Source organism: Streptomyces sp. NPDC037410 (assembly GCF_055602235.1).
On the sequence record NZ_JBVJWR010000001.1, the window covers coordinates 442,214 to 467,192 of the forward strand.

At 71.9% G+C, this 24,979-nt stretch carries 21 protein-coding genes; 5 read left to right on the top strand and 16 right to left on the bottom strand.

Annotation, left to right across the window (positions count from 1 at the left end):
• Positions 1-31 precede the first annotated feature (31 nt).
• Entirely contained in the window at positions 32-2,653 is a 2,622-nt protein-coding gene (locus ACZ7HT_RS02065; RefSeq protein WP_471158740.1) for a valine--tRNA ligase, read from the bottom strand.
• A gap of 138 nt (positions 2,654-2,791) precedes the next feature.
• Here ACZ7HT_RS02065 and ACZ7HT_RS02070 point away from each other — a divergent pair, with 138 nt between their 5' ends.
• Positions 2,792-3,763, top strand: a complete 972-nt coding sequence (locus tag ACZ7HT_RS02070; RefSeq protein WP_471158742.1) for a hypothetical protein — start codon at positions 2,792-2,794, stop codon at positions 3,761-3,763.
• Between the two features lie 231 nt (positions 3,764-3,994).
• Here the strand turns inward: ACZ7HT_RS02070 and truB are convergent, their stop codons facing one another.
• From truB to rimP, 7 genes are all read right to left on the bottom strand, one after another.
• The gene (gene truB, locus ACZ7HT_RS02075) at positions 3,995-4,894 is read right to left on the bottom strand and encodes a tRNA pseudouridine(55) synthase TruB (RefSeq protein WP_471158744.1); all 900 of its coding nucleotides are present in this window, start codon (positions 4,892-4,894) and stop codon (positions 3,995-3,997) included.
• Complete coding sequence (gene rbfA / locus ACZ7HT_RS02080; protein ID WP_471158746.1) at positions 4,891-5,331, bottom strand: 30S ribosome-binding factor RbfA; 441 nt, start codon at positions 5,329-5,331, stop codon at positions 4,891-4,893. Before rbfA ends, truB begins: the two co-directional genes overlap by 4 nt.
• 30 nt (positions 5,332-5,361) lie before the next feature.
• On the bottom strand, positions 5,362-5,655 hold the full coding sequence (locus ACZ7HT_RS02085) for a DUF503 domain-containing protein (RefSeq protein WP_116158557.1): 294 nt from the start codon (positions 5,653-5,655) through the stop codon (positions 5,362-5,364).
• Between the two features lie 142 nt (positions 5,656-5,797).
• Positions 5,798-8,899 (bottom strand): translation initiation factor IF-2, encoded by a 3,102-nt coding sequence (gene infB, locus ACZ7HT_RS02090; RefSeq protein WP_471158749.1) that lies wholly within the window; start codon positions 8,897-8,899, stop codon positions 5,798-5,800.
• A gap of 148 nt (positions 8,900-9,047) precedes the next feature.
• Entirely contained in the window at positions 9,048-9,326 is a 279-nt protein-coding gene (locus ACZ7HT_RS02095; RefSeq protein WP_471158751.1) for a YlxR family protein, read from the bottom strand.
• Between the two features lie 75 nt (positions 9,327-9,401).
• Positions 9,402-10,397 carry a transcription termination factor NusA gene (gene nusA / locus ACZ7HT_RS02100; RefSeq protein WP_471158753.1) on the bottom strand — a complete coding sequence of 332 codons (996 nt, stop codon included), beginning with the start codon at positions 10,395-10,397 and terminating at the stop codon, positions 9,402-9,404.
• A gap of 2 nt (positions 10,398-10,399) precedes the next feature.
• Complete coding sequence (gene rimP, locus ACZ7HT_RS02105) at positions 10,400-10,897, bottom strand: ribosome maturation factor RimP (RefSeq protein ID WP_471158755.1); 498 nt, start codon at positions 10,895-10,897, stop codon at positions 10,400-10,402.
• Positions 10,898-11,065: 168 nt separating this feature from the next.
• Between rimP and ACZ7HT_RS02110 the strand changes: the two genes are divergently transcribed.
• From ACZ7HT_RS02110 to ACZ7HT_RS02125, 4 genes are all read left to right on the top strand, one after another.
• Positions 11,066-11,809: a hypothetical protein gene (locus tag ACZ7HT_RS02110; RefSeq protein ID WP_471158757.1), complete on the top strand. Its 744-nt coding sequence runs from the start codon at positions 11,066-11,068 to the stop codon at positions 11,807-11,809.
• On the top strand, positions 11,806-12,237 hold the full coding sequence (locus ACZ7HT_RS02115) for a ferritin-like domain-containing protein (protein WP_471158759.1): 432 nt from the start codon (positions 11,806-11,808) through the stop codon (positions 12,235-12,237). The genes ACZ7HT_RS02110 and ACZ7HT_RS02115 overlap by 4 nt, the downstream gene beginning before the upstream one ends.
• A gap of 207 nt (positions 12,238-12,444) precedes the next feature.
• Complete coding sequence (locus tag ACZ7HT_RS02120) at positions 12,445-13,344, top strand: aminoglycoside phosphotransferase family protein (RefSeq protein WP_471158761.1); 900 nt, start codon at positions 12,445-12,447, stop codon at positions 13,342-13,344.
• Between the two features lie 45 nt (positions 13,345-13,389).
• Positions 13,390-14,331: a slipin family protein gene (locus ACZ7HT_RS02125; RefSeq protein ID WP_471158763.1), complete on the top strand. Its 942-nt coding sequence runs from the start codon at positions 13,390-13,392 to the stop codon at positions 14,329-14,331.
• 60 nt (positions 14,332-14,391) lie between these two features.
• Here the strand turns inward: ACZ7HT_RS02125 and ACZ7HT_RS02130 are convergent, their stop codons facing one another.
• From ACZ7HT_RS02130 to ACZ7HT_RS02165, 8 genes are all read right to left on the bottom strand, one after another.
• Positions 14,392-16,092, bottom strand: a complete 1,701-nt coding sequence (locus tag ACZ7HT_RS02130) for a proline--tRNA ligase (RefSeq protein WP_471158765.1) — start codon at positions 16,090-16,092, stop codon at positions 14,392-14,394.
• A 109-nt stretch (positions 16,093-16,201) separates the two neighbouring features.
• Positions 16,202-16,747 (bottom strand): GNAT family N-acetyltransferase, encoded by a 546-nt coding sequence (locus tag ACZ7HT_RS02135; RefSeq protein WP_471158767.1) that lies wholly within the window; start codon positions 16,745-16,747, stop codon positions 16,202-16,204.
• Between the two features lie 43 nt (positions 16,748-16,790).
• The gene (locus ACZ7HT_RS02140) at positions 16,791-17,636 is read right to left on the bottom strand and encodes a GNAT family N-acetyltransferase (RefSeq protein ID WP_471158769.1); all 846 of its coding nucleotides are present in this window, start codon (positions 17,634-17,636) and stop codon (positions 16,791-16,793) included.
• A gap of 163 nt (positions 17,637-17,799) precedes the next feature.
• Positions 17,800-18,957 (bottom strand): flavodoxin-dependent (E)-4-hydroxy-3-methylbut-2-enyl-diphosphate synthase, encoded by a 1,158-nt coding sequence (gene ispG / locus ACZ7HT_RS02145; protein WP_471158771.1) that lies wholly within the window; start codon positions 18,955-18,957, stop codon positions 17,800-17,802.
• A gap of 103 nt (positions 18,958-19,060) precedes the next feature.
• On the bottom strand, positions 19,061-20,368 hold the full coding sequence (locus ACZ7HT_RS02150) for a M50 family metallopeptidase (protein ID WP_471158773.1): 1,308 nt from the start codon (positions 20,366-20,368) through the stop codon (positions 19,061-19,063).
• Complete coding sequence (dxr, locus tag ACZ7HT_RS02155) at positions 20,365-21,615, bottom strand: 1-deoxy-D-xylulose-5-phosphate reductoisomerase (RefSeq protein ID WP_471158775.1); 1,251 nt, start codon at positions 21,613-21,615, stop codon at positions 20,365-20,367. Before dxr ends, ACZ7HT_RS02150 begins: the two co-directional genes overlap by 4 nt.
• 34 nt (positions 21,616-21,649) lie before the next feature.
• Positions 21,650-22,885 carry a 3-phosphoshikimate 1-carboxyvinyltransferase gene (gene aroA, locus ACZ7HT_RS02160; protein ID WP_471158777.1) on the bottom strand — a complete coding sequence of 412 codons (1,236 nt, stop codon included), beginning with the start codon at positions 22,883-22,885 and terminating at the stop codon, positions 21,650-21,652.
• A gap of 76 nt (positions 22,886-22,961) precedes the next feature.
• The gene (locus tag ACZ7HT_RS02165) at positions 22,962-24,884 is read right to left on the bottom strand and encodes an acyl-CoA dehydrogenase family protein (protein ID WP_471158779.1); all 1,923 of its coding nucleotides are present in this window, start codon (positions 24,882-24,884) and stop codon (positions 22,962-22,964) included.
• Positions 24,885-24,979: the final 95 nt, after the last annotated feature.

The window sequence follows — 24,979 nt, forward strand, 5'->3', positions numbered from 1 at the left end:
AGAAACGGTCCCGGGCCCTCTCCCTCGGCGACTAGGCCTGCGGCAGGGCCGCCAGCTGGGCCTGGATGCGGGCGATGTCCTCGTCCGCCTTGGCGAGGCGGCCCTTGATCTTGTCCACGACGTTGTCGGGGGCCTTGGCGAGGAACGCCTCGTTGCCGAGCTTGCCCTCGGCCTGAGCCTTCTCCTTCTCGGCCGCCGCGAGGTCCTTCGCGAGGCGCTTGCGCTCGGCGGCGACGTCGATCGTGCCCGACAGGTCGAGCGAGACCGTGGCGCCGGCGACCGGCAGGGAGGCGGTGGCGGCGAACCCGTCGCCCTCCGGCTGGAGGCGCAGCACCTGACGGATGGCGGCCTCGTGCGGGGCGAGCGCGGTGCCGGCCATCTCCAGACGGGCCGGGACCTTCTGGCCGGGCTGGAGGCCCTGGTCGGAGCGGAAGCGGCGGACCTCGGTGACGACCCGCTGGACCAGCTCGATCTCCTTCTCAGCGGCCTCGTCGCGGAAACCGGAGTCCTTCGGCCACTCGGCGATGACGACCGACTCGCGGCCCGTCAGCGTGGTCCACAGGGTGTCCGTGACGAACGGGACGATCGGGTGGAGCAGCCGCAGGGTGACGTCGAGGACCTCGCCCAGGACGCGGGCCGAGACCTTGGCCTGCTCGCCACCGTCGAAGAACGTCGTCTTCGACAGCTCGACGTACCAGTCGAAGACCTCGTCCCACGCGAAGTGGTAGAGGGCGTCGGCGAGCTTGGCGAACTGGTAGTCGTCGTAGTAGGCGTCCGCCTCGGCGACGACCTTGTTCAGGCGCGACAGGATCCAGCGGTCCGTCGCCGACATCGCGGAGGCGTCCGGCAGCGGGCCCTCGACCGTCGCGCCGTTCATCATCGCGAACCGGGTCGCGTTCCAGATCTTGTTGGCGAAGTTCCGGGACGCCTGGACCCAGTCCTCGCCGATCGGGACGTCGACGCCCGGGTTGGCGCCCTTGGCCAGGGTGAAGCGCAGGGCGTCGGAGCCGTACTTGTCCATCCAGTCCAGCGGGTTGACCGTGTTCCCGAACGACTTCGACATCTTCTTGCCGAACTCGTCGCGGACCATGCCGTGGAACGCGATCGTGTGGAACGGCGGCTGGCCGTCCATCGCGTACAGGCCGAACATCATCATCCGGGCGACCCAGAAGAACATCAGGTCGTAGCCGGTGACCAGGACGGAGTTCGGGTAGAACTTCTCCAGGTCCGGCGTCTGCTCCGGCCAGCCCATCGTCGAGAACGGCCACAGGCCGGACGAGAACCACGTGTCGAGGACGTCGGTGTCCTGCGTCCAGCCCTCGCCCGTCGGCGCCTCGTCGTCGGGGCCGACGCAGACCAGCTCGCCGTTCGGGCCGTGCCAGACGGGGATGCGGTGGCCCCACCACAGCTGACGCGAGATGCACCAGTCGTTGAGGTTGTCGACCCAGTCGAAGTAGCGCTGCGACATGTCGGCCGGGTGGATGTTGACCCGACCGTCGCGGACCGCGTCGCCGGCGGCCTTGGCCAGCGTCTCGACCTTGACCCACCACTGCAGGGACAGACGCGGCTCCAGCGTCGTCTTGCAGCGCGAGCAGTGACCCACCGAGTGGACGTACGGACGCTTCTCGGCGACGATCCGGCCCTCGGCGCGCAGAGCGGCGACGATCGCGGAGCGGGCCTCGAAGCGGTCCAGGCCCTGGAAGGGGCCGTGGGTGGTGATCACGCCGCGCTCGTCGAGGACCTCGATGGATTCGAGGTCGTGGCGCTGGCCGATGGCGAAGTCGTTCGGGTCGTGCGCCGGGGTCACCTTGACGGCGCCGGTGCCGAACTCCGGGTCGACGTGCGTGTCGGCGACGACCGGGATCGTACGGTCGGTCAGCGGCAGCTTGATCTGCTTGCCGATCAGGTGGGCGTACCGCTCGTCGTCGGGGTGGACGGCGACGGCCGTGTCACCGAGCATCGTCTCCGCGCGGGTCGTGGCGACGACGATGGTGTCGTCACCCTCGCCGTACTTCATGGAGACGAGCTCGCCGTCGTCGTCCTGGTAGTCCACCTCGATGTCCGAGATGGCCGTCAGACAGCGCGGGCACCAGTTGATGATGCGCTCGGCGCGGTAGATCAGGCCGTCGTCGAACATCTTCTTGAAGACGGTCTGGACGGCCCGGGACAGGCCCTCGTCCATGGTGAAGCGGTCCCGGCTCCACGCCAGGCCCTCGCCGAGGCGGCGCATCTGGCCGGCGATCTGGCCGCCGGACTCGGCCTTCCACTCCCAGACGCGCTCGACGAACGCCTCTCGGCCCAGGTCGTGGCGGGACTTGCCCTCCTTGGCGAGCTCACGCTCGACGACGTTCTGGGTGGCGATGCCGGCGTGGTCCATGCCGGGCTGCCACAGCGTCTCGAAGCCCTGCATGCGCTTGCGGCGGGTGAGGGCGTCGATCAGCGTGTGCTCGAAGGCGTGGCCCAGGTGGAGCGAGCCCGTGACGTTCGGCGGCGGGATGACGATCGTGTACGGCGGCTTCTCGCTCTTCGCGTCCGCCTCGAAGTACCCGCGCTCTACCCAGCGCTGGTACAGCGGCCCCTCTACCTCGGCCGGCGCATAGGTGGTCGGCAGTTCGGTGGTGGGCGCTGTCTGCTGCTGAGTGTTCTCGGTCACGGGCCCAGTTTAGGGGTGTCCCGGTCGTGTCCTGAAACGCTTTGGTTCGGTAACGGTGTGGCCCCCGCCGCACCTGCGGCTCCGTGGTTCCGACAGGATGTTCGCCAGGCATAAACATCCTGTGAGGGGAACCTGTCGATGAGCTACAACCAGCCGGGCCCGTACGGCGGCGGCCAGCAGCCCGGTCCTTACGGCCAGCCGGGCCCGTACGGCCAGCAGCCGCCGCAGCCGGGCCCGTACGGTCAGCAGCCGGGCCCCTACGGCCAGCCGCAGGCTCCGCAGCCGGGTTACGGATACCCCCAGCAGGCCCCGCAGGGCGTCCCGCCGCAGCAGCCCCCCTACGGCTACCCGCAGCAGCAGCCCGCCCCCTACGGCCAGCAGCCCCCGTACGGCGCCCCGCAGGGCCCCGGCGGCTACCTGCCGCACCCCCCGGCCCCGAAGAAGTCCAAGGCGGGCTGGGTCGTCGCGGCGGTCGCGGTGGTCGCGGCGATCGGCGTGGGGGCGTACTTCGTGCTGGGCGGGGGCGGTGGCGCGGTCGCCGACGACGGCCCGCACAAGCTGATCACGCCGGAGACGGTGCTCGTCGAGTACAAGAAGGACCCCGCCCAGGGGAAGAAGTCGACCGGCGACGAGTCCCTCAAGGAGGCCGAGCAGAACGGCGTCAAGAACGCCAAGCAGGTCAAGGCCTCCTACAAGGTGGAGAACAAGGCCAACCCGCTCGCGGCCAAGATGCTCTCCTTCAACGGTCTCTACGGCGAGATCGACGACCCCGAGAAGGTCGTCGACAGCATCTTCGCCACCGCCAAGGCCGAGGCCGAGAAGAACGCCGGCAAGGGCGAGACGCCGACGCTGGAGGGAAGCCCCCAGGCGTACACGCCCGCCGACCTGGACGGCGCCGTCCTGAAGTGCCAGCAGGCCAAGACGAAGGCCGACGCGGCCAACAACGTGCCCGCGTTCACCATCAACATGTGCGTGTGGGCCGACCACAGCACCGTGGGCTTCGTGGTCCCGGCCGACGCGGCCTCGCTGATGGCGGGCAAGGCCGAGTCCCCCGAGGACGCCGCCGCCCTCACCGCCAAGCTCCGCAAGGAAGTCCGCGTCAAGCTCTGATCCGCGGCACGCGTACGACGAAGGGGGGGCGGGGGGGGGGGGGGGGGGGGGGGGCGGGGGGGGGGGGGGGGGGGGGGGGGGTGGGGGGGGGGGGGGGGGGGGGGGGGGGGAGGAGGGGGGGGGGGGGGGGGGGGGGGAAGAACCCCCCCCCCCCCCCCCCCCCACGACAGAGCCCAACGACAGAGCCCCTCGACGGAGCCCCTCGACGGAGCCCTCTGCTCAGGCCTCGGCTCAGCCGAAGACCGCGAGGCTCTTCGCCTTGCCCCGCTGGTCCTCGACCAGCGCGAGCAGCTTCCCCTCGGGTCCGAAGACCGCGACGGGCCCCTTCGGGTACTCCGGCATCTCCAGGCGGACGCCGTTGAGCAGCAGCCTGGCGCGCTTCTCGTCGACGTCCCAGCGCGGGAACGCCGCCGCGGCCGCGTCGGCGACCGGCATGACCGTGAGGTCCTCCTGGAGCTGGTCCAGGGTGCGGGCGCTGTCCAGCTTGTACGGGCCGACCCGGGTGCGCCGCAGCGCGGTCAGGTGGCCGCCGACGCCGAGCCCGGCGCCGAGGTCACGGGCGAGCGCCCTGATGTACGTACCGGAGGAGCACACCACCGAGACGACCAGGTCGACGACGGGCGTGCCGTCCTCGGCCGTGGCCTCGCGGACGTCGTAGACCCGGAAGGAGGAGACGGTGACCGGGCGGGCCGGGATCTCGAACTCCTCGCCGCCGCGCACGCGCGCGTACGACCGCTTGCCGTCGATCTTGATCGCGGAGACCTTCGACGGCACCTGCATGATGGCGCCGGTCAGCTCGGCGACGCCCGCGTCGATCTGCTCGCGGGTGACCTTCGAAGCGTCGACCGACGCCGTGATCTCGCCCTCGGCGTCGTCGGTGATCGTCGTCTGGCCCAGGCGGATGGTGCCCAGGTACTCCTTCTCGGTCAGCGCGAGGTGACCGAGGAGCTTGGTCGCCCGCTCCACGCCGAGGACGAGGACGCCCGTGGCCATGGGGTCGAGCGTGCCGGCGTGGCCGACGCGGCGGGTCCTGGCGATCCCCCGCATCTTGGCCACGACGTCGTGCGAAGTGAAGCCCGACGGCTTGTCGACGATGACAAGCCCGTCGGGCGTCTTTTCCGAGGTGCTCATTCGGCGGCTTCGTCCTCGCCCGGCTTCTTGTAGGGGTCGGCGTCGCCCGCGAAGGTGGCGCCCGAGGAGGCCTCCCGCACCTGGGCGTCCGAGGCCCGCGCCTTGTCGAGGAGGTCCTCGATCGTCTTGGCGTTCTCCGGGAGGGCGTCGGCCACGAAGGCCAGGGTCGGGGTGAACTTGGTCCCCGCCGCCCGGCCCACGGCCGAACGGAGGATGCCCTTGGCGCTCTCCAGACCGGCCGCGGCGCTCGCACGGTCCTCGTCGTCGCCGTAGACCGTGTAGAAGACCGTGGCCTCCCGCAGGTCACCGGTGACGCGGGTGTCCGTGATGGTCACGTGCGTGCCCAGGCGGGGGTCCTTGATGCCGCGCTGCAGCTTCTCGGCGACCACCTCCCGGATGAGGTCCGCCAGCTTCTTCGCCCGCGCGTTGTCGGCCACTGGTCCTTCTCCTTCTTTGCCTTGCTCAAATCAGTCTTCATCAGTGTGGAGCCTTCGGCGCACCGAAAGGAGTTCCACCTCCGGCCGTGCGGCGACGAGCCGCTCACAGCGGTCGAGCACGTCCGATACGAACCCCGCGTCCCCGGACACCAGCGCGACGCCGAGACGGGCTCTGCGATGGAGGTCCTGGTCGCCCACCTCGGCCGCGCTCACGGAGAACTTGCGCTGGAGCTCGGCGACGATGGGCCGGACGACGGAGCGTTTCTCCTTCAGCGAGTGGACGTCGCCGAGGAGCAGGTCGAAGGACAGAGTCCCCACGTACATGCGGTGCCGGATGTCCCGCCGGTTCGGGTTCGGTGGCCTGCCACGCCGTCGCTTGGCAGGGACACCAGAACCGTACACGCAACGGCCGGGGCCGATCGACGGAAATACTTCCGCCGACCGGCCCCGGACGCAGCCCTACGCGTTACGCGCGCGGCTTCTCGCGCATCTCGTACGTCGCGATGACGTCGTCGATCTTGATGTCGTTGTAGTTTCCGAGGTTGATACCACCCTCGAAGCCTTCACGAATCTCGGTGACGTCGTCCTTGAAGCGGCGCAGACCGTGGATGGTGAGATCCTCGGCGATGACCTTGCCGTCGCGGAGCAGTCGCGCCTTGGTGTTGCGCTTGACCTCGCCCGAGCGGATGAGGACACCGGCGATGTTGCCCAGCTTGGACGAGCGGAAGACCTCGCGGATCTCCGCCGTACCGAGCTCGACCTCTTCGTACTCCGGCTTGAGGAGGCCCTTGAGCGCCGCCTCGATCTCCTCGATCGCCTGGTAGATGACCGAGTAGTACCGGACGTCGACGCCCTCGCGCTCCGCCATCTGCGCGGCACGGCCGGCCGCACGGACGTTGTAGCCGATGACGATGGCGTCGGAGCCCATGGCCAGGTCGATGTCCGACTCGGTGACCGCACCCACACCGCGGTGCAGGACGCGGATGTCGACCTCTTCGCCGACGTCGAGCTGGAGCAGCGAGGCCTCCAGGGCCTCGACCGCACCGGACGCGTCGCCCTTGATGATGAGGTTGAGTTCCTGGACGAGACCGGCCTTGAGCACCTTGTCGAGGTCCTCGAGGGACACCCGGCGGACGCGCTTGGCGAAGGCGGCGTTGCGCTCACGCGCAGCGCGCTTCTCGGCGATCTGACGGGCCGTACGGTCCTCGTCGACAACCAGGAGGTTGTCGCCGGCACCCGGGACGTTGGTGAGACCCAGGACCAGGACGGGAGTCGACGGGGTCGCCTCCTCGACGTTGTTGCCCTTGTCGTCGAGCATCGCCCGGACGCGGCCGTACGCGTCGCCGACCACCACGGTGTCGCCGATGCGCAGCGTTCCGCGCTGGACCAGGACGGTCGAGACGGCACCGCGACCGCGGTCGAGGTGGGACTCGATCGCAATACCCTGCGCGTCCTGGTCCGGGTTGGCCCGGAGGTCGAGCGAGGCGTCGGCGGTGAGGACGACGGCCTCCAGCAGGGAGTCGATGTGCAGACCCTGCTTGGCGGAGATGTCGACGAACATCGTGTCGCCGCCGTACTCCTCGGCCACCAGACCGAACTCGGTCAGCTGACCGCGGACCTTGACCGGGTCCGCACCCTCGACGTCGATCTTGTTGACCGCGACGACGATCGGGACGCCGGCGGCCTTGGCGTGGTTGAGCGCCTCGATCGTCTGCGGCATGACGCCGTCGTTGGCCGCGACCACGAGGATCGCGATGTCGGTCGACTTCGCACCACGGGCACGCATGGCGGTGAACGCCTCGTGACCCGGGGTGTCGATGAAGGTGATCCGACGCTCTTCGTCGTTGACCTGGGTGGAGACCTGGTAGGCACCGATGTGCTGGGTGATGCCACCGGCCTCGCCCGCGACGACGTTCGTCTTGCGGATCGCGTCGAGCAGTCGGGTCTTACCGTGGTCGACGTGACCCATGACGGTGACGACCGGCGGACGGGAGACCAGAGCCTCTTCGCCGCCCTCGTCCTCGCCGAACTCGATGTCGAAGGACTCGAGGAGCTCGCGGTCCTCTTCCTCCGGCGAGACGATCTGAACGGTGTAGTTCATCTCCTCGCCGAGCATCGTCAGCGTGTCGTCGGAGACCGACTGCGTGGCCGTGACCATCTCACCGAGGTTCATCATCACCGCGACGAGCGACGCCGGGTTGGCGCCGATCTTCTCGGCGAAGTCGGTGAGGGAGGCACCGCGCGACAGGCGAATGGTGTCGCCGTTGCCGCGAGGCAGCATCACGCCGCCCACGGACGGGGCCTGCATGGCCTCGTACTCCTGGCGCCTCTGACGCTTCGACTTGCGACCACGACGCGCGGGACCGCCGGGACGACCGAAGGCGCCCTGCGTGCCACCACGGCCACCCGGACCGCCGGGACGGCCACCGAAGCCGCCGGGACGACCGCCGAAGCCGCCGCCACCGCCGCCGGGACCACCCGGACGACCGCCGCCGCCACCGGGACCACCGGGACGACCGGCGAAGCCGCCGCCGCCACCGCCGGGACCGGCCGGACGACCGGCGAAGCCGGGACGACCGCCGCCGCCACCGCCGGGACCGCCCGGACGACCGCCGGGGCCACCGGGGCCACGACCGCCGGGGCCGGGACGCGGGCCGGCAGCGGGACGCTGCGGCATCATGCCCGGGTTCGGACGGTTACCGCCGGGCGCGCCGCCCGGACGGGGAGCCTGCGGACGAGGCATGCCACCGGGAGTGGGACGGGCACCGCCCTGACCCTGCGGACGCGGGGCGCCACCGGGGCCACCCTGCGGACGCGGGGCGCCCGGAACGGCACCGGGGCCGCCGGGACGGGGAGCGCCGCCACCCGGACGGGGCGCCTGCGGGCGCGCCATTCCGGTGGAGCCACCCGAGGTGAAGGGGTTGTTGCCCGGACGGGGACCGGCCGGACGGGCACCGCCGGGACGGGGAGCACCCTGACCCTGCGGGCGCGGGGCACCCTGACCCTGCGGGCGCGGGGCACCCTGACCCGGACGGGCCGGGCGCTCGGGGCGGTCGCCGGTGGGACGGGGTCCCTGGGCGGCGCCACCGGGGCGCTGACCGGCGGCGGGAGCCGACGGGGGCGCGGTGAACTCCGGGGCGGCCGGAGCCGGGGTGACCGGCTTGGGCGCGGGCTTCGGGCCCGGGCGGGGGCCCGAGGCGGCCGGAGCCGGAGAGGGGGTGCTGCTCGCGGGCGCGGCCGGAGTGACCGGAGCCGGCGCCGCAGGCGCGGCGGGGGCCGGCTTGGGGGCCGGGGCGCCGGGCTTCGGAGCAGCGGGACGTGCCGCGGCGGCCGGAGACGGCGCCGCGGGGGAAGGCGCAGCCTTGCGGGGCGCGCCGGGCTTGGCAGCGGTCTTGCCGGCGTTGCCGCCGGGACCCTGCAAAGCGTCAGTCAACTTGCGCACGACCGGCGCCTCGATCGTCGAGGACGCCGAACGGACGAATTCACCGAGTTCTTGGAGCTTGGCCATGACGACCTTGCTCTCCACACCGAACTCCTTGGCGAGTTCGTATACCCGGACCTTAGCCACTTCGCTCCTTTTAGGTCCGGTTACCGCCGGACCGTCGCTACTTCATGGGCGTACTCATCGCGTACTCATCGAGTGCTCATCGCAATCTCGACCTACTTCCAACTCGCGAGGTACCTGACCGCACGGTGTTCCGTGCCGTACATCTTGTTCACTGCGGTGCCGGCTCGACGTGGTGGCGGAGCGCCTCGGTGTCGAGCGGTCCCTGGACCTTGAAGGCCCTGGGGAAAGCCCGACGGCGTACCGCCAGGTCGAGACAGACCACGGCGGGGTGCAGGTACGCACCCCGGCCGGGCAGCGTACCGCGATGATCAGGAACGCACTCGTCCTTGTTCACCACGATCCGCAGCAGATCGCTCTTGGCCGCTCGCTCCCGGCATCCCACACAGGTTCGCTCAGGGCACGCGCAGGCATGCGTCCGGCCAGACACGATTAAGTCTACCTCCCCGTACCGACCCCACCCGTTTGGGGCAAGAATCGAACAGTTGTTGGCCAAAAAACGGTCTCAGTCCCGCTGCTCGGCCGGCTCCGTGTCCGGACGGATGTCGATCCGCCAGCCGGTGAGGCGCGCGGCGAGGCGGGCGTTCTGGCCCTCCTTGCCGATCGCCAGCGAGAGCTGGTAGTCCGGCACCGTCACGCGCGCGGAGCGGGCGGCCAGGTCGACGATCTCGACCTTGGAGACCCGGGCCGGGGAGAGCGCGTTCGCCACCATCTCGGCCGGGTCGTCCGACCAGTCGACGATGTCGATCTTCTCGCCGAGCAGTTCCGCCATCACGTTGCGGACGCGGCTGCCCATCGGGCCGATGCAGGCGCCCTTGGGGTTCAGGCCCGAACGGGTGGAACGGACGGCGATCTTGGTGCGGTGACCGGCCTCACGGGCGATGGCCGCGATCTCGACCGAGCCGTCGGCGATCTCCGGCACCTCCAGGGCGAAGAGCTTCTTCACCAGGTTGGGGTGCGTGCGCGAAAGGGTGACGGACGGACCGCGGACACCCTTCGCCACCCGGACGACGTACGTGCGCAGCCGCAGGCCGTGCGTGTAGTCCTCGCCCGGCACCTGCTCCTGCACCGGAAGGATGGCCTCCAGCTTGTCGTCCAGCCGGACCAGGACGTTCTTCGGGTCCTTGCCCTGCTGCACCACACCGGCGACGACATCGCCCTCGCGGCGCGCGTACTCGCCGAAGGTCACGTCGTTCTCGGCGTCGCGCAGCCGCTGCTGGATGACCTGGCGGGCGGTGCTCGCCGCGATCCGGCCGAAGTCCGACGGGGTGTCGTCGAAGTCCTTGGGCTCCTGGCCCTCCTCCAGGTCGGAGGGGTCCTCCTTCGCCCACACCGTCACGTGACCGGTGGCCCGGTTCAGCTCCACGCGCGCGTGGCGGCGGGCGTCGGGGGTCCGGTGGTACGCGATGAGGAGGGCCGACTCGATCGCCTCGACCAGCATCTCGAAGGAGATGTCCTTCTCCTGCGCCAAGCCCTTCAGAAGCTTCACATCGATGTCCACGGCTACGCCTCCTCTTCCTTCTTGTCCTTGCGGCTGAACTCGATCTCGACACGCGCCTTGGTGATGTCGGCGAAGGCGACCCGGCGGGCGGTGGGCTTGCGCCCCTTCACGCCCGGCACCTCCATGTCGAGGCCGTCCTCGTCCACCGCCAGGATGCGCGCGACCAGGTCCCCGCCCTCGGCGAGCGTCAGCTTCGCCAGGCGGCCGGTGGCGCGCACGTAGTGGCGGTGCTCGGTGAGGGGGCGCTCGGCGCCGGGGGAGCTGACTTCGAGGACGTACTCGCCGTCGCCCATCGCGTCGGTCTCGTCGAGCTTCTCGGAGATCTCGCGGCTCAGCTCGGCGCAGACGTCCAGCTCCACGCCCTCCTCCGAGTCGACGACGATCCGCAGCAGTCCGCGGCGGCCGGCCCGGGACACCTCGATCTCTTCCAGATCCAGGTCCTTCGCGGCGACGAGCGGCTCCACGAGTCCGCGCAGCCTGTCGCTCTGGGTGGTGCTCATCCGGGTGACTCCTCGGCCGCGTGTGCTGTTGTGGGTTCGTCGCGTGTCAGCACAAAGGGTATCCGGTCCGGGAGGGTGTTGCCGTCCATCGCCCCGAGGCCCGCGGGTACGCTCGCCTGCGGTGATCTCGACGATCTTCGACGACGGACGGCAGCCGAGGGAGAAGGCGTGACGACGACGGGCAGGCGTGCGGTCCTGGTGGCGGGCGCCGCGGCGGGGGCGGCCGCCCTCGCGGGCTGCACCTCCGCGCCCGGCGAGCAGCCCCGGCGGCCCAGCGCCGCCGAACGGGAGGCCGAACGGGTGGCGCGCGCCGAGGCGGCCCTGCGGCTGCGGTCGGTGACCGCCGCGCGGAGCCTGCTGGAACGTTACGACGCGACCCTCGCCGCCCACCCGGCCCTGGCGCCCCGGCTGACGCCGCTACGGGGCGCGGTGGCGGCACACGCGAAGGCGCTCGGCGAGGGCGGGACGCCGACGGGTCCGACGGAACCGCCGGGCGGGAACACGTCCGGGACGCCCGGGAAGACGCCGGGTGCGGGCGCCACGACGGCGGCGCCGGCCGGGGCCGCGTCCGGAACGCCCGGAAGGGTGCCGGGTGCGGGCGACACGACGGCGGCGCCCGCCGGGACCACGTCCGGGACGCCCGGGAAGACGCCGGGCGCGAAGCCCGCGGGGGCCACCGGGTCGGCGGCCGCGGCCGCGTCCGCGAAGCCCGTCGCCTCGCCCACGGCCGTACGGGTGGCGGTCGACCCCCGGGCCGCCCTCGGGGAGCTCGCCGCCGCCGAGCGGGCCGCTTCCGACGGGCACGCGGCCGCGCTGCTCACCGCCCCGCCCGAGTACGCCCGGCTGCTCGCCTCCGTCGCGGCGGCGGGCGCCGCGCACGCCTACCTGCTGACCGAAGGAGCCCGGGCATGAGTGCCCTCGACGCGACCCAGGCCGCGCTGGCCGCCGAGCACGCCGCGGTGTACGGGTACGGGGTCGTCGGCGGCCGGATCGGCACCGAGCGGCGGACCGAGGCCACCTCCGCGTACGAGGCGCACCGGGCCCGGCGGGACGGGCTGCGCCGGACCATACGGGACCTCGGCGGGACGCCGGTGGCGGCGGAGGCCGCGTACGAGCTGCCCTTCCCCGTCGCGGACCGGGCCGGCGCGGTGCGGCTCGCGGCGGTCCTGGAGGACCGGGTGGCCGGGGTGTACTCCGACCTCGTACGGGCCACCGAGGGCCGCGCGCGGGGCGAGGCGGCCGCCGCGCTCCGGGAGGCGGCGGTACGCGCCGTCCGCTGGCGCGGCAGCGACGTAACCTTTCCTGGGCTCGCCGAGCGGGTAGGGCCTGTCCGGCCCTAGGGCCGGTCTGACAATTCGCGTCGGATCAGGCCGGGTCGTTCGGTGCGTGCGATCGGCGTGCGGCCGGGACGCCCTCGTAGCGGAGCTACTTGGGTGTTTCGGCCGTGCGGCGAGCGTGCGTGCCGGGCGGGCCGGACCCGACGCGAGTTGTCAGACAGGCCCTAGTCCCGCCCCGCATCCCGTCCCGACCGAAGGAACAACGTACGCATGGGTTTCGAACCGCCGCAGCGACTGGCCAGGGCGCTCGGTGAGACGTACGGGGAGGCCGCGGCGGCCGAGTGGCTCGGGAAGCTGCCCGAGCTCCTCGGCACGGCGCTCGACCACGCGTCGGTCGACACCGAACGGGTGATGGCGCCCGGCGGGCGGAGCAGCCTGGTCGTGCTCGTCCGCCGCTCCGACGGCTCCCCCGCCGCGCTCAAGATCGCACCGCCGTTCACCCGGCCGGACCTGGAGCGGGACGCGCTGGCGCACTGGAACGGCTGGGGCGCGGTCCAGCTCCTCGACGAGGCCGGGGAGGGCGCGCTCGTCCTCGAACGGCTGCACCCCGAGGTCTCGCTGCGCTCCCTGCCGGAGGCGAAGTCGCTCCTGGAGGCGGCGGGCACCGTACGGAAGCTGTGGGTCGAACCCCCGGCGGGGCACGGTTTCGAGACGGCGGCGGAGCGGACGGCCCGGCAGGCGGAGGCGATGGAGCCGTACCGCACGGACCCGGCGACCGCTGAGCTGACGGCGGCGGCGCTCGCGGCCCGCGAGGAACTGGTGGCCGACTCCTCCGAGTCCCTGCTGCTGCACGGGAACTTCCGGCAGGGCAAGGTGCTCGCCGGCGACCGGACGCCGTGGCTGGCCGTCGGCCCCGAACCGCTGGTCGGCGAGCGGGCCTACGACCTCGCGCGGCTCGTACGGGACCGGGTCGAGGACCTGGTGGCCGCGTCCTCCGGCGCCTCGGCGGCCCGGCGGCGGGTCAACAAGCTGGCGGACTCCCTGGACCTGGACCGGGAGCGGCTGCGCGGCTGGACGCTGTTCCGCGCGGTCGAGTCGGGGACGCGGGCGCTGACGGCGGGGCGGCGGCAGGATGCCGAGCTGCTTCTGGAGTTCGCGAGCTGGCTGTAGGGGAATACCCTTTTTGTACGGTTCGGCTCGATCCAGGGGGCCGTGATGATCCAAGAGCTGCTCATGGTGGCGGCCGGCGCGGCCGCGGCGGTCGCGGTGTACGCGGGCGCGGCGGCGCGGGTGGTCAAGCAGTACGAGCGCGGTGTCGTCTTCCGCTTCGGGAGGCTGCGCAACGAGATCCGCTCCCCCGGCTTCACGATGATCGTCCCGATCGCCGACCGCCTGCACAAGGTGAACATGCAGATCGTCACGATGCCCGTGCCCGCGCAGGAGGGCATCACCCGGGACAACGTGACGGTACGGGTCGACGCGGTCGTCTACTTCAAGGTCGTCGACGCGGCGGACGCGCTCGTGCGGGTCGAGGACTACAAGTTCGCGGTCTCCCAGATGGCGCAGACCTCGCTGCGGTCCATCATCGGCAAGAGCGACCTCGACGATCTGCTGTCCAACCGCGAGAAGCTCAACCAGGGGCTTGAGCTGATGCTCGACAGCCCGGCGATGGGCTGGGGCGTCGCGATCGACCGGGTCGAGATCAAGGACGTGTCCCTGCCGGAGACGATGAAGCGCTCCATGGCCCGGCAGGCCGAGGCCGACCGGGAGCGGCGGGCGCGGGTGATCAACGCGGACGCGGAGCTCCAGGCCTCGAAGAAGCTCGCGGAGGCGGCGGGCGTGATGTCGGCCCAGCCGGCGGCGCTGCAGCTCCGGCTGCTGCAGACGGTGATGGCGGTGTCCGCGGAGAAGAACTCGACGCTGGTCCTGCCGATTCCGGTGGAGCTGCTGCGGTTCCTGGAGCGGGCGACGCCGGGGGCCCCGGAGACGGAGCCGGGGCCGGCGCAGGTGCAGCCCCCGGGGGCCGCGGACGCGGAGCCGGGGCCGACGCCGCCGCTGAGCGAGGCGTACCTGAAGGGCCGTGCGGCGGCGGCCGACGCGATCGAGGACCTGACGGGCTCCTCGGTGGACCCGGTCCCGAGGGACGCCGACGCCTGAGCCGGCCATGCCCGAGCCCCGCCCGCGCGGCTCGCGCGGGCGGGGCTGTAGCGGCTTGCGTCAGGCCGTGAGCCGGGCCAGGGCCTCGGCGACCGTCAGTTCCTCGCGCTCGCCCGTGCGGCGGTCCTTCAGTTCCACGACGCCCTCGCCGGCGCGGCGGCCCGCGACGAGGATCTTCGGGACGCCCATGAGCTCCGCGTCGGTGAACTTGACGCCCGGGGAGACGCCCGCGCGGTCGTCGACGAGGACGCGCAGGCCGGCGGCGGAGAGCTTCTCCGAGACCTCCAGGGCCAGCTCGGTCTGGAGCGCCTTGCCCGCCGCCACGACGTGGACGTCGGCCGGGGCGACCTCGGCGGGCCAGCACAGGCCCTTCTCGTCGGCGGTCTGCTCGGCGAGCGCCGCGACCGCGCGGGAGACGCCGATGCCGTACGAGCCCATGGTCACGCGGACCGGCTTGCCGTTCTGGCCGAGGACGTCGAGCTTGAGGGCGTCGGCGTACTTGCGGCCGAGCTGGAAGATGTGGCCGATCTCGATGGCGCGGTCCAGCTTGAGGCCGGTGCCGCACTTGGGGCACGGGTCGCCCTCCTGGACGACGACGACGTCGACGTACTCCTCGACCTCGAAGTCACGGCCCGCGACGACGTTCTTCGCGTGCATGCCGTCCTTGTTGGCACCGGTGATCCAGGAGGTGCCGGGGGCGACGCGCGGGTCGGCGAGGTACGTCACCTTGCCGAGGCCCTGCGGGCCGACGTAGCCGCGGACCAGGTCGGGGCGCTCGGCGAAGTCGGCCTCTGTGACCATCTCGACGGTCGCCGGGGCGAAGTGGTCCTCGACCTTGCCCATGTCGACCTCGCGGTCGCCGGGCACGCCGATGGCGACGATCTCGCCGTCGACCTTCACCAGGAGGTTCTTGAGGGTGGCGGAGGCCGGGACGCCGAGGGAGGCGGCGAGGGTCTCGATGGTGGGGGTGTCCGGGGTGGGGATCTCCGCGGCGGCCGGGACGGCGGAGCCGTCGACGGGCTGCAGCTCGTAGGAGACGGCCTCGGTGTTCGCCGCGAAGTCGCAGTTCGGGCAGTCGGCGAAGGTGTCCTCGCCGGCCTCGGCGGGGGCGAGGAACTCCTCGGACTTCGAGCCGCCCATGGCGCCGGCGGTGGCGGCGACGATGCGGTAGTCGAGGCCGAGGCGCTCGAAGACGCGCCGGTAGGCCTGGCGGTGCAGGGCGTAGGACTGGGCGAGGCCCTCGTCCTCGGTGTCGAAGGAGTACGAGTCCTTCATGAGGAACTCGCGGCCGCGCAGGATGCCGGCGCGGGGGCGGGCCTCGTCGCGGAACTTGTTCTGGATCTGGTAGAGGATCACCGGCAGGTCCTTGTAGGACGAGCACTGGTCCTTGACCAGGAGGGTGAAGATCTCCTCGTGCGTCGGGCCGAGGAGGTAGTCGCCGCCCTTGCGGTCCTGGAGGCGGAAGAGCTCGGCGCCGTACTCGTCCCAGCGGCCGGTGGCCTCGTAGGGCTCGCGGGGCAGCAGGGCGGGCAGGGTGACCTCCTGCGCGCCGATGGCGTCCATCTCCTCGCGGACGATCCGCTCGACGTTGTTGAGGACCTTCTTGCCCAGCGGCAGCCAGCTCCAGATGCCGGCGGCGGTGCGGCGGACGTAGCCGGCGCGGACGAGGAGCTTGTGGCTGAGGACCTCGGCGTCCGCCGGGTCGTCGCGCAGCGTCTTCGCCATCAACTGGGACATGCGCTGGACCGGTGCGTTGGCCATGGTTCTCGTACTCCTGAAGGGACTGGGGGTCCCCCCTGCTCGAGCGAAGCCGAGAGCTCGGGGGAAGTGATGGCCCCGAGGTTAGCCGGGCCGCCCCTGGCAGGAGAAATCAGTTCCGGCGCTTGAGCGGCAGCGGCGCGCCCATGACGGCGTACGGGCGGGGGGCGCTCGGGAAGTGGACCTGGCGGGCGAGGTCGACGTAGCCGAGGGCCCGGTAGAGGCCGCGGGCGGGGCTCTCGGTGTCGATCGCGGAGAGGATCGAGCGCGGCTCGGCGGCGCCGTCGGTGATGGTGGTGATCAGCTCGCGGCCCACGCCGCGGCCCTGGAATTCGGGGTGGACGTGGAGTTCGGTGATGACGAAGGAGTCGTCGAGCCAGTCGGCGGTGCCGGTGGCCCGCAGGTACGTCTCGACGACGGTGGACCACCAGTGGGTGCGGTCGTTGGGCATCCCGTACACGAAGCCGACGAGCCGCCCGTCGGGGGTGGTGGCCCCGTAGGCGCGGGCGCCGGGGCTGAGGAGGTGGCGCAGCACGATGTGGCGGCGTACGGCGACCTCGCCGGCGTCCAGGCCGAAGGCGACCGCCTGCACGGCGAGGGCCTCGTCCACCCGGGCGGCGAGATTGACCGGACCGATCACGACCTCAGCGTCATCCATGCGGCGCACCCTACAAGCGACCGCCCGTATCCGGACACCGCGTTCAGAACAGAACGCTCGTGAAGGCGCCGGTCTCGCGGAAGCCGACGCGGCGGTACGCGGCCCTGGCCGGGGTGTTGTAGTCGTTCACGTACAGGCTGACGACGGGCGCGACGTCGGCGAGCGCGTACCGGAGGACGGCGGCCATGCCGGTCTCGGAGAGGCGCTTGCCGCGGTGCTCGGGGGCGACCCAGACGCCCTGGATCTGGCAGGCCTGGCGGGTGGCGGCGCCGATCTCGGCCTTGAAGAGGACCTTGCCGTCCTCGATGCGGGCGAAGGAGCGTCCTGAGCCGACGAGTTCGGCGACGCGGGCCTGGTAGAGCAGTCCGCCGTCGTTGGCGAGCGGGGAGACGCCGACCTCCTCGGTGAACATGGCCACGCAGGCGGGCATGATCACCTCCATCTCGTCCTTGCGGACGCGGCGGACCAGCGGATCGGGCGTGACCGTCGTGGAGGGTCCCTCGGCGACCATGAGCGGCTGGTGGGCCCTGACGTCCCTCGCGGGACCCCAGTACGGCTCAAGCAGCCGCCACAGCTCGCCGGTGGCCTCGGCGGGGCCGACGATCGAGGAGCAGCGGCGGCCGATCCTGCGGGCCCGGTCGGCGAAGGCGCGGACGGCCTCGGGGGTGGCGCAGATGGGGACGAGGTTGGCGCCGGAGTAGCAGAGCGAGCGCAGTCGGCCCTCGGTGTACCAGCCCCACATCTCGCCGCCGAGGCGCCAGGGGTCGAGCCCGGCGACCTGGACGCGGGCGGTCACGAAGGCGTTCTCGACGGGGGCGCTCTCCAGGACGGCGAGTGCGGCGCCGAGGTCGGCGGGTTCGAGGACCCGAGTGGTGGTCTCTGTCAGCACGAGGGGGGCCTCACGGGAAGGATCTGCTGGTCTCCGCACTGTACCCCCGTGCCTCTCCTTTGGGCTCGGTTCGTCTGTCCCGCGGGCGGGCGGGCGTCCCGGAAGGCGCCGAGCCCCTCCGCCGGGTGGGGCGGAGGGGCTCGGCGAGGGGTTCCGGGAAGGGTCAGCCGGCGATGGCGACCGTCGGCTCGCCGCTGGCGACGCCGTCCTTCTCCATCTGCTCGGCGATCTTGAGGGCTTCCTCGATGAGGGTCTCGACGATCTTCGACTCGGGGACGGTCTTGATGACCTCGCCCTTCACGAAGATCTGGCCCTTGCCGTTGCCGGAGGCGACGCCGAGGTCGGCCTCGCGGGCCTCGCCGGGGCCGTTGACGACGCAGCCCATGACGGCGACGCGGAGCGGGACGGTCATGCCGTCGAGGCCGGCGGTGACCTCCTCGGCGAGCTTGTAGACGTCGACCTGGGCGCGGCCGCAGGACGGGCAGGAGACGATCTCCAGGCGGCGCTGGCGCAGGTTCAGCGACTCCAGGATCTGCATGCCGACCTTGATCTCCTCGGCCGGCGGCGCGGAGAGGGAGACGCGGATGGTGTCGCCGATGCCCTGGGAGAGCAGGGCGCCGAAGGCGACGGCCGACTTGATGGTGCCCTGGAAGGCCGGGCCCGCCTCGGTGACGCCGAGGTGCAGCGGGTAGTCGCACTGGGCGGCGAGCTGGCGGTAGGCCTCGACCATGACGACCGGGTCGTTGTGCTTGACCGAGATCTTGATGTCGCGGAAGTCGTGCTCCTCGAAGAGGGACGCCTCCCAGAGGGCGGACTCGACGAGCGCCTCGGGGGTGGCCTTGCCGTACTTCTTGAGGAGGCGGGCGTCGAGCGAGCCGGCGTTGACGCCGATCCGGATCGGGGTGCCGGCGTCGGAGGCCGCCTTGGCGATCTCCTTGACCTTGTCGTCGAACTGCTTGATGTTGCCGGGGTTGACGCGGACGGCGGCGCAGCCGGCGTCGATCGCGGCGAAGACGTACTTCGGCTGGAAGTGGATGTCGGCGATGACCGGGATGGAGGACTTCCGGGCGATCGTGGCGAGCGCGTCGGCGTCGTCCTGGGTCGGGCAGGCCACGCGCACGATCTGGCAGCCGGAGGCGGTCAGCTCGGCGATCTGCTGGAGCGTGGCGCCGATGTCGGAGGTGCGGGTCGTCGTCATCGACTGGACGGAGACGGGCGCGTCACCGCCGACGGCCACGCTGCCGACCTGGATCTGGCGGCTCTTGCGCCGCTCGGCGAGCCGGGTCGGAACGGTCGGGATACCGAGAGAAATCGCGGTCATCTGAAGTGCAACCTCAAGGTTGTGCGTCGGCGGGCTCAGGGTTCCGAGGTTACCGCCCCGGGGGCGGGGGGCCGGACACCACCGGGTGCGGCCCCCCTGGGGATTACGTGATCTTCACCGGGTTGACGATGTCGGCGGCGAGGACGAGCAGGGTGAAGCAGACGAAGACGCCGGCCACCACGTAGGCGGCGGGCATCAGCTTGGCCACGTCGAACGGGCCGGGGTCGGGGCGCTTGAAGATCCGGGCCAGCTGGCGGCGCAGGGACTCCCACAGGGCGCCCGCGATGTGTCCGCCGTCGAGCGGCAGCAGCGGGAGCATGTTGAACAGGAACAGCGAGACGTTGAACATGACCAGCAGGTTCATGAACATCACGAGGATCGTCGTCTTCGGGGCCTCGACGGTCATCAGCTCGCCGGTGATCCTGGCCGCGCCGACGACACCGACCGGCGAGTCCTCGGCGCGCTTGCCGTCGCCGAAGGTGGCGTCCCAGAGGCCGGGGATCTTGCCGGGGAGGGCGATCACCGAGTGGACGCCGTTCTCCATGAGGTCGGTCATGCGCTCGGTGGTCTCGCCGAAGCTGAGGGGCGCGACCTCGGTCTTCGAGGCGAAGCCGAGGTAGCCGGCGTCGATGTACGTCACCGGCTGGACGACCTTGCCGTCCGCGTCCTTCTTCGGGACCTTGTTGGAGACCAGCGTCGGGTGCAGGTCGATGCGCTGCCCGGCCCGCTCGACGGTGACCGTGGCGGGGCCGATGGTGTCGCGGATGCGGTCGGAGAGGGTGTCCCAGTCGGACACCGGCGCGCCGTTGAAGGCGACGATCCTGTCGCCGTCCTTCAGGCCGGCCTTGAACGCCGGGGAGACGGGGTCGCCCGCCTTGCACGCGTCGCGCTTCTCGCTCTGCTCGATGACGCACTTCTGGACGCCGGCGACCTGGGTCGTCTGGCCCTCGATGCCGAGCGTCATCATCGAGCCGAAGAACAGCACGGCCGCCAGGACCAGGTTCATGAACGGCCCGGCGAACATCACGATGACGCGCTTCCACGGCTTGCGCGTGTAGAACAGCCGCGTCTCGTCGCCGGGCAGGAGCTCCTCGTACGAGGCCTCCCGGGCGTCCTCGATCATCGAGCGCCAGGGCGAGGTGGAGCGGGCCTCGATCTTGCCGTCCTCGCCCGGCGGGAACATGCCGATCATGCGGATGTAGCCGCCGGCGGGGATGGCCTTGATGCCGTACTCGGTATCGCCGCGCTTCCTCGACCAGATGGTGGGGCCGAAGCCGACCATGTACTGCGGGACGCGGATGCCGAAGAGCTTGGCCGTGGAGAGGTGGCCGAGCTCGTGCCACGCGATGGAGACGAGGAGGCCCAGGGCGAACAGCACGATGCCCAGGGCGTACAGGAGCATTTCGGTCATGCGCGGGCCTCCGCTGTTGCCTTCGCTGCGAGCTCTCGGGCCCGGGCCCGTGCCCAGGTCTCCGCTTCGAGGACGTCCGACACCGTGAGCGAGGTTCCCCTGGCGGGGTTCCCGTGCTCGGTGACGACCGCAGTGACCGTATCCATGATTCCGTTGAACGGCAGGCGTCCGGCGAGAAACGCCTCGACGCACTCCTCGTTCGCGGCGTTGAAGACGGCGGGGGCGGTGCCGCCCAGCTCGCCCACGTGCCTGGCCAGGCCGACGGACGGGAAGGCCTCGGTGTCGAGCGGGAAGAACTCCCAGGTGGAGGCCTTGGTCCAGTCGAAGGCGGGGGCCGCGTCCGGGACGCGCTCGGGCCAGCCGATGCCGATGGCGATCGGGCCGCGCATGTCCGGCGGGGTGGCCTGGGCGAGCGTGGAGCCGTCCGTGAACTCGACCATCGAGTGGACGTACGACTGCGGGTGGACGACGACCTCGATGCGGTCGAACGGGATGTCGTAGAGCAGATGGGCCTCGATGACCTCCAGGCCCTTGTTCACCAGGGTCGCGCTGTTGATCGTGATGACCGGGCCCATGGCCCAGGTCGGGTGCGCGAGGGCGTCCTCGCGGGTGACGTGGGCCAGCTGCTCGCGCGTACGGCCGCGGAAGGGGCCGCCGGAGGCCGTCACGACCAGCTTGCGGACGTCGGCGCGGGTGCCGGCGGCGAGCGCCTGGAACAGGGCCGCGTGCTCGGAGTCGACCGGGATGATCTGGCCCGGCTTCGCGAGCGCCTTCACCAGCGGGCCGCCGACGATCAGCGACTCCTTGTTGGCGAGGGCGAGGGTGCGGCCGGCTTCGAGGGCGGCGAGGGTGGGCGCGAGGCCGATGGAGCCGGTGATGCCGTTGAGGACGGTGTGGCACGGGGAGGCGGCGACCTGAGTGGCCGCGTCCGGGCCCGCGAGGATCTCGGGCAGGGGCTCGGAGCCGTACAGCGCCTTCAGGGCCGTACGCAGTTCCTCGACCGCGTCCTCGCGGGCGACCGCGACCGTCCGGACATGCAGCCGGTGCGCCTGCTCGGCGAGCAGCCCGATCCGGCTGCCGGAGGCGGCGAGGGCGGTGACCCGGAACCGGACGGGGTTGCGCAGGACCAGGTCGATGGCCTGCGTGCCGATGGACCCGGTCGAACCGAGGACGACGATGTCCCGGCGTCCTTCGGAGACATCGAAGGCGATGTGCGGGTCGGCGAGAGGAGAGGGGCGGTCGCTCATGCCCCCCATTCTTGCCGCAAAGACCGTGCGGTCTTCACGGGGTGCGGGTGAACGTGTCGAACACGCGGTGGAAGTCGGGGAACGTCTTCTTCACGCAGCCGGGGTCGTCGAAGCTGATCCCGGGGGTGCGCAGGCCCGTGACCGCGAAGGACATGACGATCCGGTGGTCGCCGTGCGTGGCGATCTCGACGGGTCCTGCCGGGGTGCCGGGGTGGATCTCGATCCAGTCGGGACCGGTGTGCACGGCGATCCCGAGGCGGCGCAGGTTCTCGGCGCAGGCGTCGAGCCGGTCGCACTCCTTCACGCGGGTGTTCGCGACGTCCTCGATGCGGACCGGGCCGTCGGCGAAGGGCGCGATCGCGGCGAGGGTCGGCATGGTGTCGGAGATGTCCCGCATGTTGACGGTGAGGCCGCGGAGGGTGCCGGTGGAGCGGACGGTGGTGGCGGTATCGCCGATCTCGACGTCGGCGCCCATGCGGCGCAGTACGTCGACGAAGGCCAGATCGCCCTGGAGGGCGCCGGTCCCGAGGCCGGGGACCGTGACGGAACGGCCGGGCTGGAGTGCGGCTGCCGCGAAGAAGTAGCTGGCGGTGGAGGCGTCGGGCTCGATGCCGTACGTCCGCGCGGTGTAGCCGGTGGGGGCGACCCGGTAGGTCCGCCCCTCCTGGCGTACGTCGGCCCCGAAGGCCCGCATCATCGCGAGCGTGATCTCGACGTACGGCTCCGAGACCAGGTCCGTGACGGTGATGTCGAGGCCCTCGGCGGTGAGCGGGCCGAGCATGAGCAGCGCGGTGAGGTACTGGGAGGACTGCCCGGCGTCGAGCGTGAGCGCCCCGCCCTTCACTCCGGCGGCGTGGACGTCGAGCGGGTGGTGCCCGTCCTTCCCCCCATGGCGGAGGTCGACGCCGAGCGCGCGCAGGGCGGTGCTCAGCGGGCCGAGGGGCCGGCGGCGCATCTGCGCGGAGGCGTCGAAGCGGTACGTCCCGTGGCCGGCGGCGGCGAGGGTCGGCAGGAAGCGGGCGGTGGTGGCCCCGTCCCGGCAGTACACGTCGGCCTCGGTGACGCCGGGCCCGGCGGGCCGCCCCTCGATGTGCCAGGCGTCGGCCTCCCGGCGCACGCCGTAGCCGAGCGAGCCGAGCCCCTCGGCGAACCCCTCCGTGTCGTCCGAGACGAGCGGACGCAGCAGGGTGGTGGTGCCCTCCGCGGCGGCGGCGAGGAACAGCGCGCGGGCGGTGACGGACTTGGAGCCGGGGATGTCGATGACGGTCACGGGGGCATCCTGCCGTGCGACGGGGACGCGCCGGGGCCCGGTCCGCCAGGTGGACCAACCGGGCCCCGGCCACCCCTCAGGGGAGCTTTCGGTGGGCGTTCGGGCGGGTCGACGGGCCCGGTGTCGCGTCCGCGATCCAGGGGCCCTCGTCGCTCGGGTCCACGATCCCCGCCTCCAGCCAGACGTAACGCCCCGCCAGGACCCGGTCGACGATCCGCCGGTCGAGGTCGTCCGTGTTGGACCAGAGGCCGCGGAAGAGGTCCTCTACGCGCAGGCGTGCCTGGCGGCAGAAGGCGTCCGCGAGTTCCCGCGCCTCACCGCCGTGCTCCGTCGTCGTGCGCAGCAGCTCCGCGCGGACGCACGCCGCGCTCATCGCGAAGAGTTCCGCCCCGATGTCCACGATCCGCCCGAGGAAGGCCTGCTTGAGCTCCATGCGCCCCTGCCAGCGGGACATCGCGTAGAAGGTGGACCGGGCGAGCTTGCGGGAGGTCCGCTCGACGTACCGGAGGTGGACGGCCAGGGCGCCGAACTCGCCGTACGCACCGGGCAGCTGTCCGGGGCCCGTGACGAGTCCCGGCAGCCAGCGGGCGTAGAAGCCGCCCGCCCGGGCGCCGGCCCGCGCCTTCTCGCCGAGGGACTTGTCGGGGTCGATGAGGTCGCCTGCGACGGAGAGGTGGGCGTCGACGGCCTCGCGGGCGATCAGCAGGTGCATGATCTCGGTGGAGCCCTCGAAGATCCGGTTGATGCGGAGGTCGCGGAGCAACTGCTCCGCGGGGACGGCCCGTTCGCCGCGGGCGGCGAGCGAGTCGGCGGTCTCGTAGCCGCGGCCGCCCCGGATCTGGACGAGTTCGTCGGCGATCAGCCAGGCCTTCTCGGAGCCGTACAGCTTGGCGAGGGCGGCCTCGATGCGGATGTCGTTGCGGTCCTCGTCGGCGAGCTGGGAGGCGAGGTCGACGACGGCCTCCAGGGCGAAGGCGGTGGCCGCGATGAAGGAGATCTTGGTGCCGACGGCCTCGTGGCGGGCGATCGGCCTGCCCCACTGCTCGCGCTCCGCCGACCATTCGCGGGCGATCTTCAGGCACCATTTGGCGGCGCCCGCGCAGGCGGCGGGGAGGGAGAGCCGCCCGGTGTTGAGGGTGGTGAGGGCGATCTTGAGGCCGGCGCCCTCGGGGCCGATGCGGTGTGCGGCGGGGACCCGGACCTGGTGGAGGCGGGTGACGCCGTTCTCCAGGCCGCGCAGGCCCATGAAGGCGTTGCGGTGCTCGACGGTGATGCCGGGCGCGTCGCCCTCGACGACGAAGGCGGTGATGCCGCCGGGGTGGCCCTCGGAGGCGGGGACGCGGGCCATGACGACGAGCAGGTCGGCGACGACGCCGTTGGTGGTCCAGAGCTTCACGCCGTCGAGGACGTACCCGTCCCCGTCCGGTACGGCGGTGGTGGCCAGGCGCGCCGGGTCCGAGCCGACGTCCGGCTCGGTGAGCAGGAAGGCGGAGAGGTCGGTGCGGGTGAGCCGGGGCAGGAAGGCGTCCTTCTGCTCCTGGGTGCCGAAGAGTTTCAGCGGCTGCGGTACGCCGATCGACTGATGCGCGGAGAGCAGCGCGCCGACGGCGGGGCTGGCGGAGCCGACGAGGGCGAGGGCCCGGTTGTAGTACAGCTGGGTGAGGCCGAGCCCGCCGTACTTCGGGTCGATCTTCATCCCGAGGGCGCCGATCTCCTTGAGTCCGGTGATCGTCTCGTCGGGGATGCGGGCCTCGCGTTCGATGCGGGCGCCGTCGATCCGGGTCGCGCAGAAGTCGCGGAGGACGGCGAGGAAGGCCTCGCCGCGCCGGACGTCCTCGGCGGCGGGGAGCGGGTGCGGGTGGACGAGGTCGAGGCGGAAGCGGCCGAGGAACAGCTCCTTGGCGAAGCTCGGTTTGCGCCAGTCCCGCTCGCGCGCGGCCTCGGCGACCTGCCGGGCCTCGCGCTCGGTGACCTTGGGCCGCTGGGCGGGTGCGGACATGGACACCTCCTTGGGCTTCCTGTCCGTCGTACCCGATATCGGCGGGTCCGGAAAGAGGAGGGGAATCCTCCGGGTACGTCCTTCTGGTGAGACGG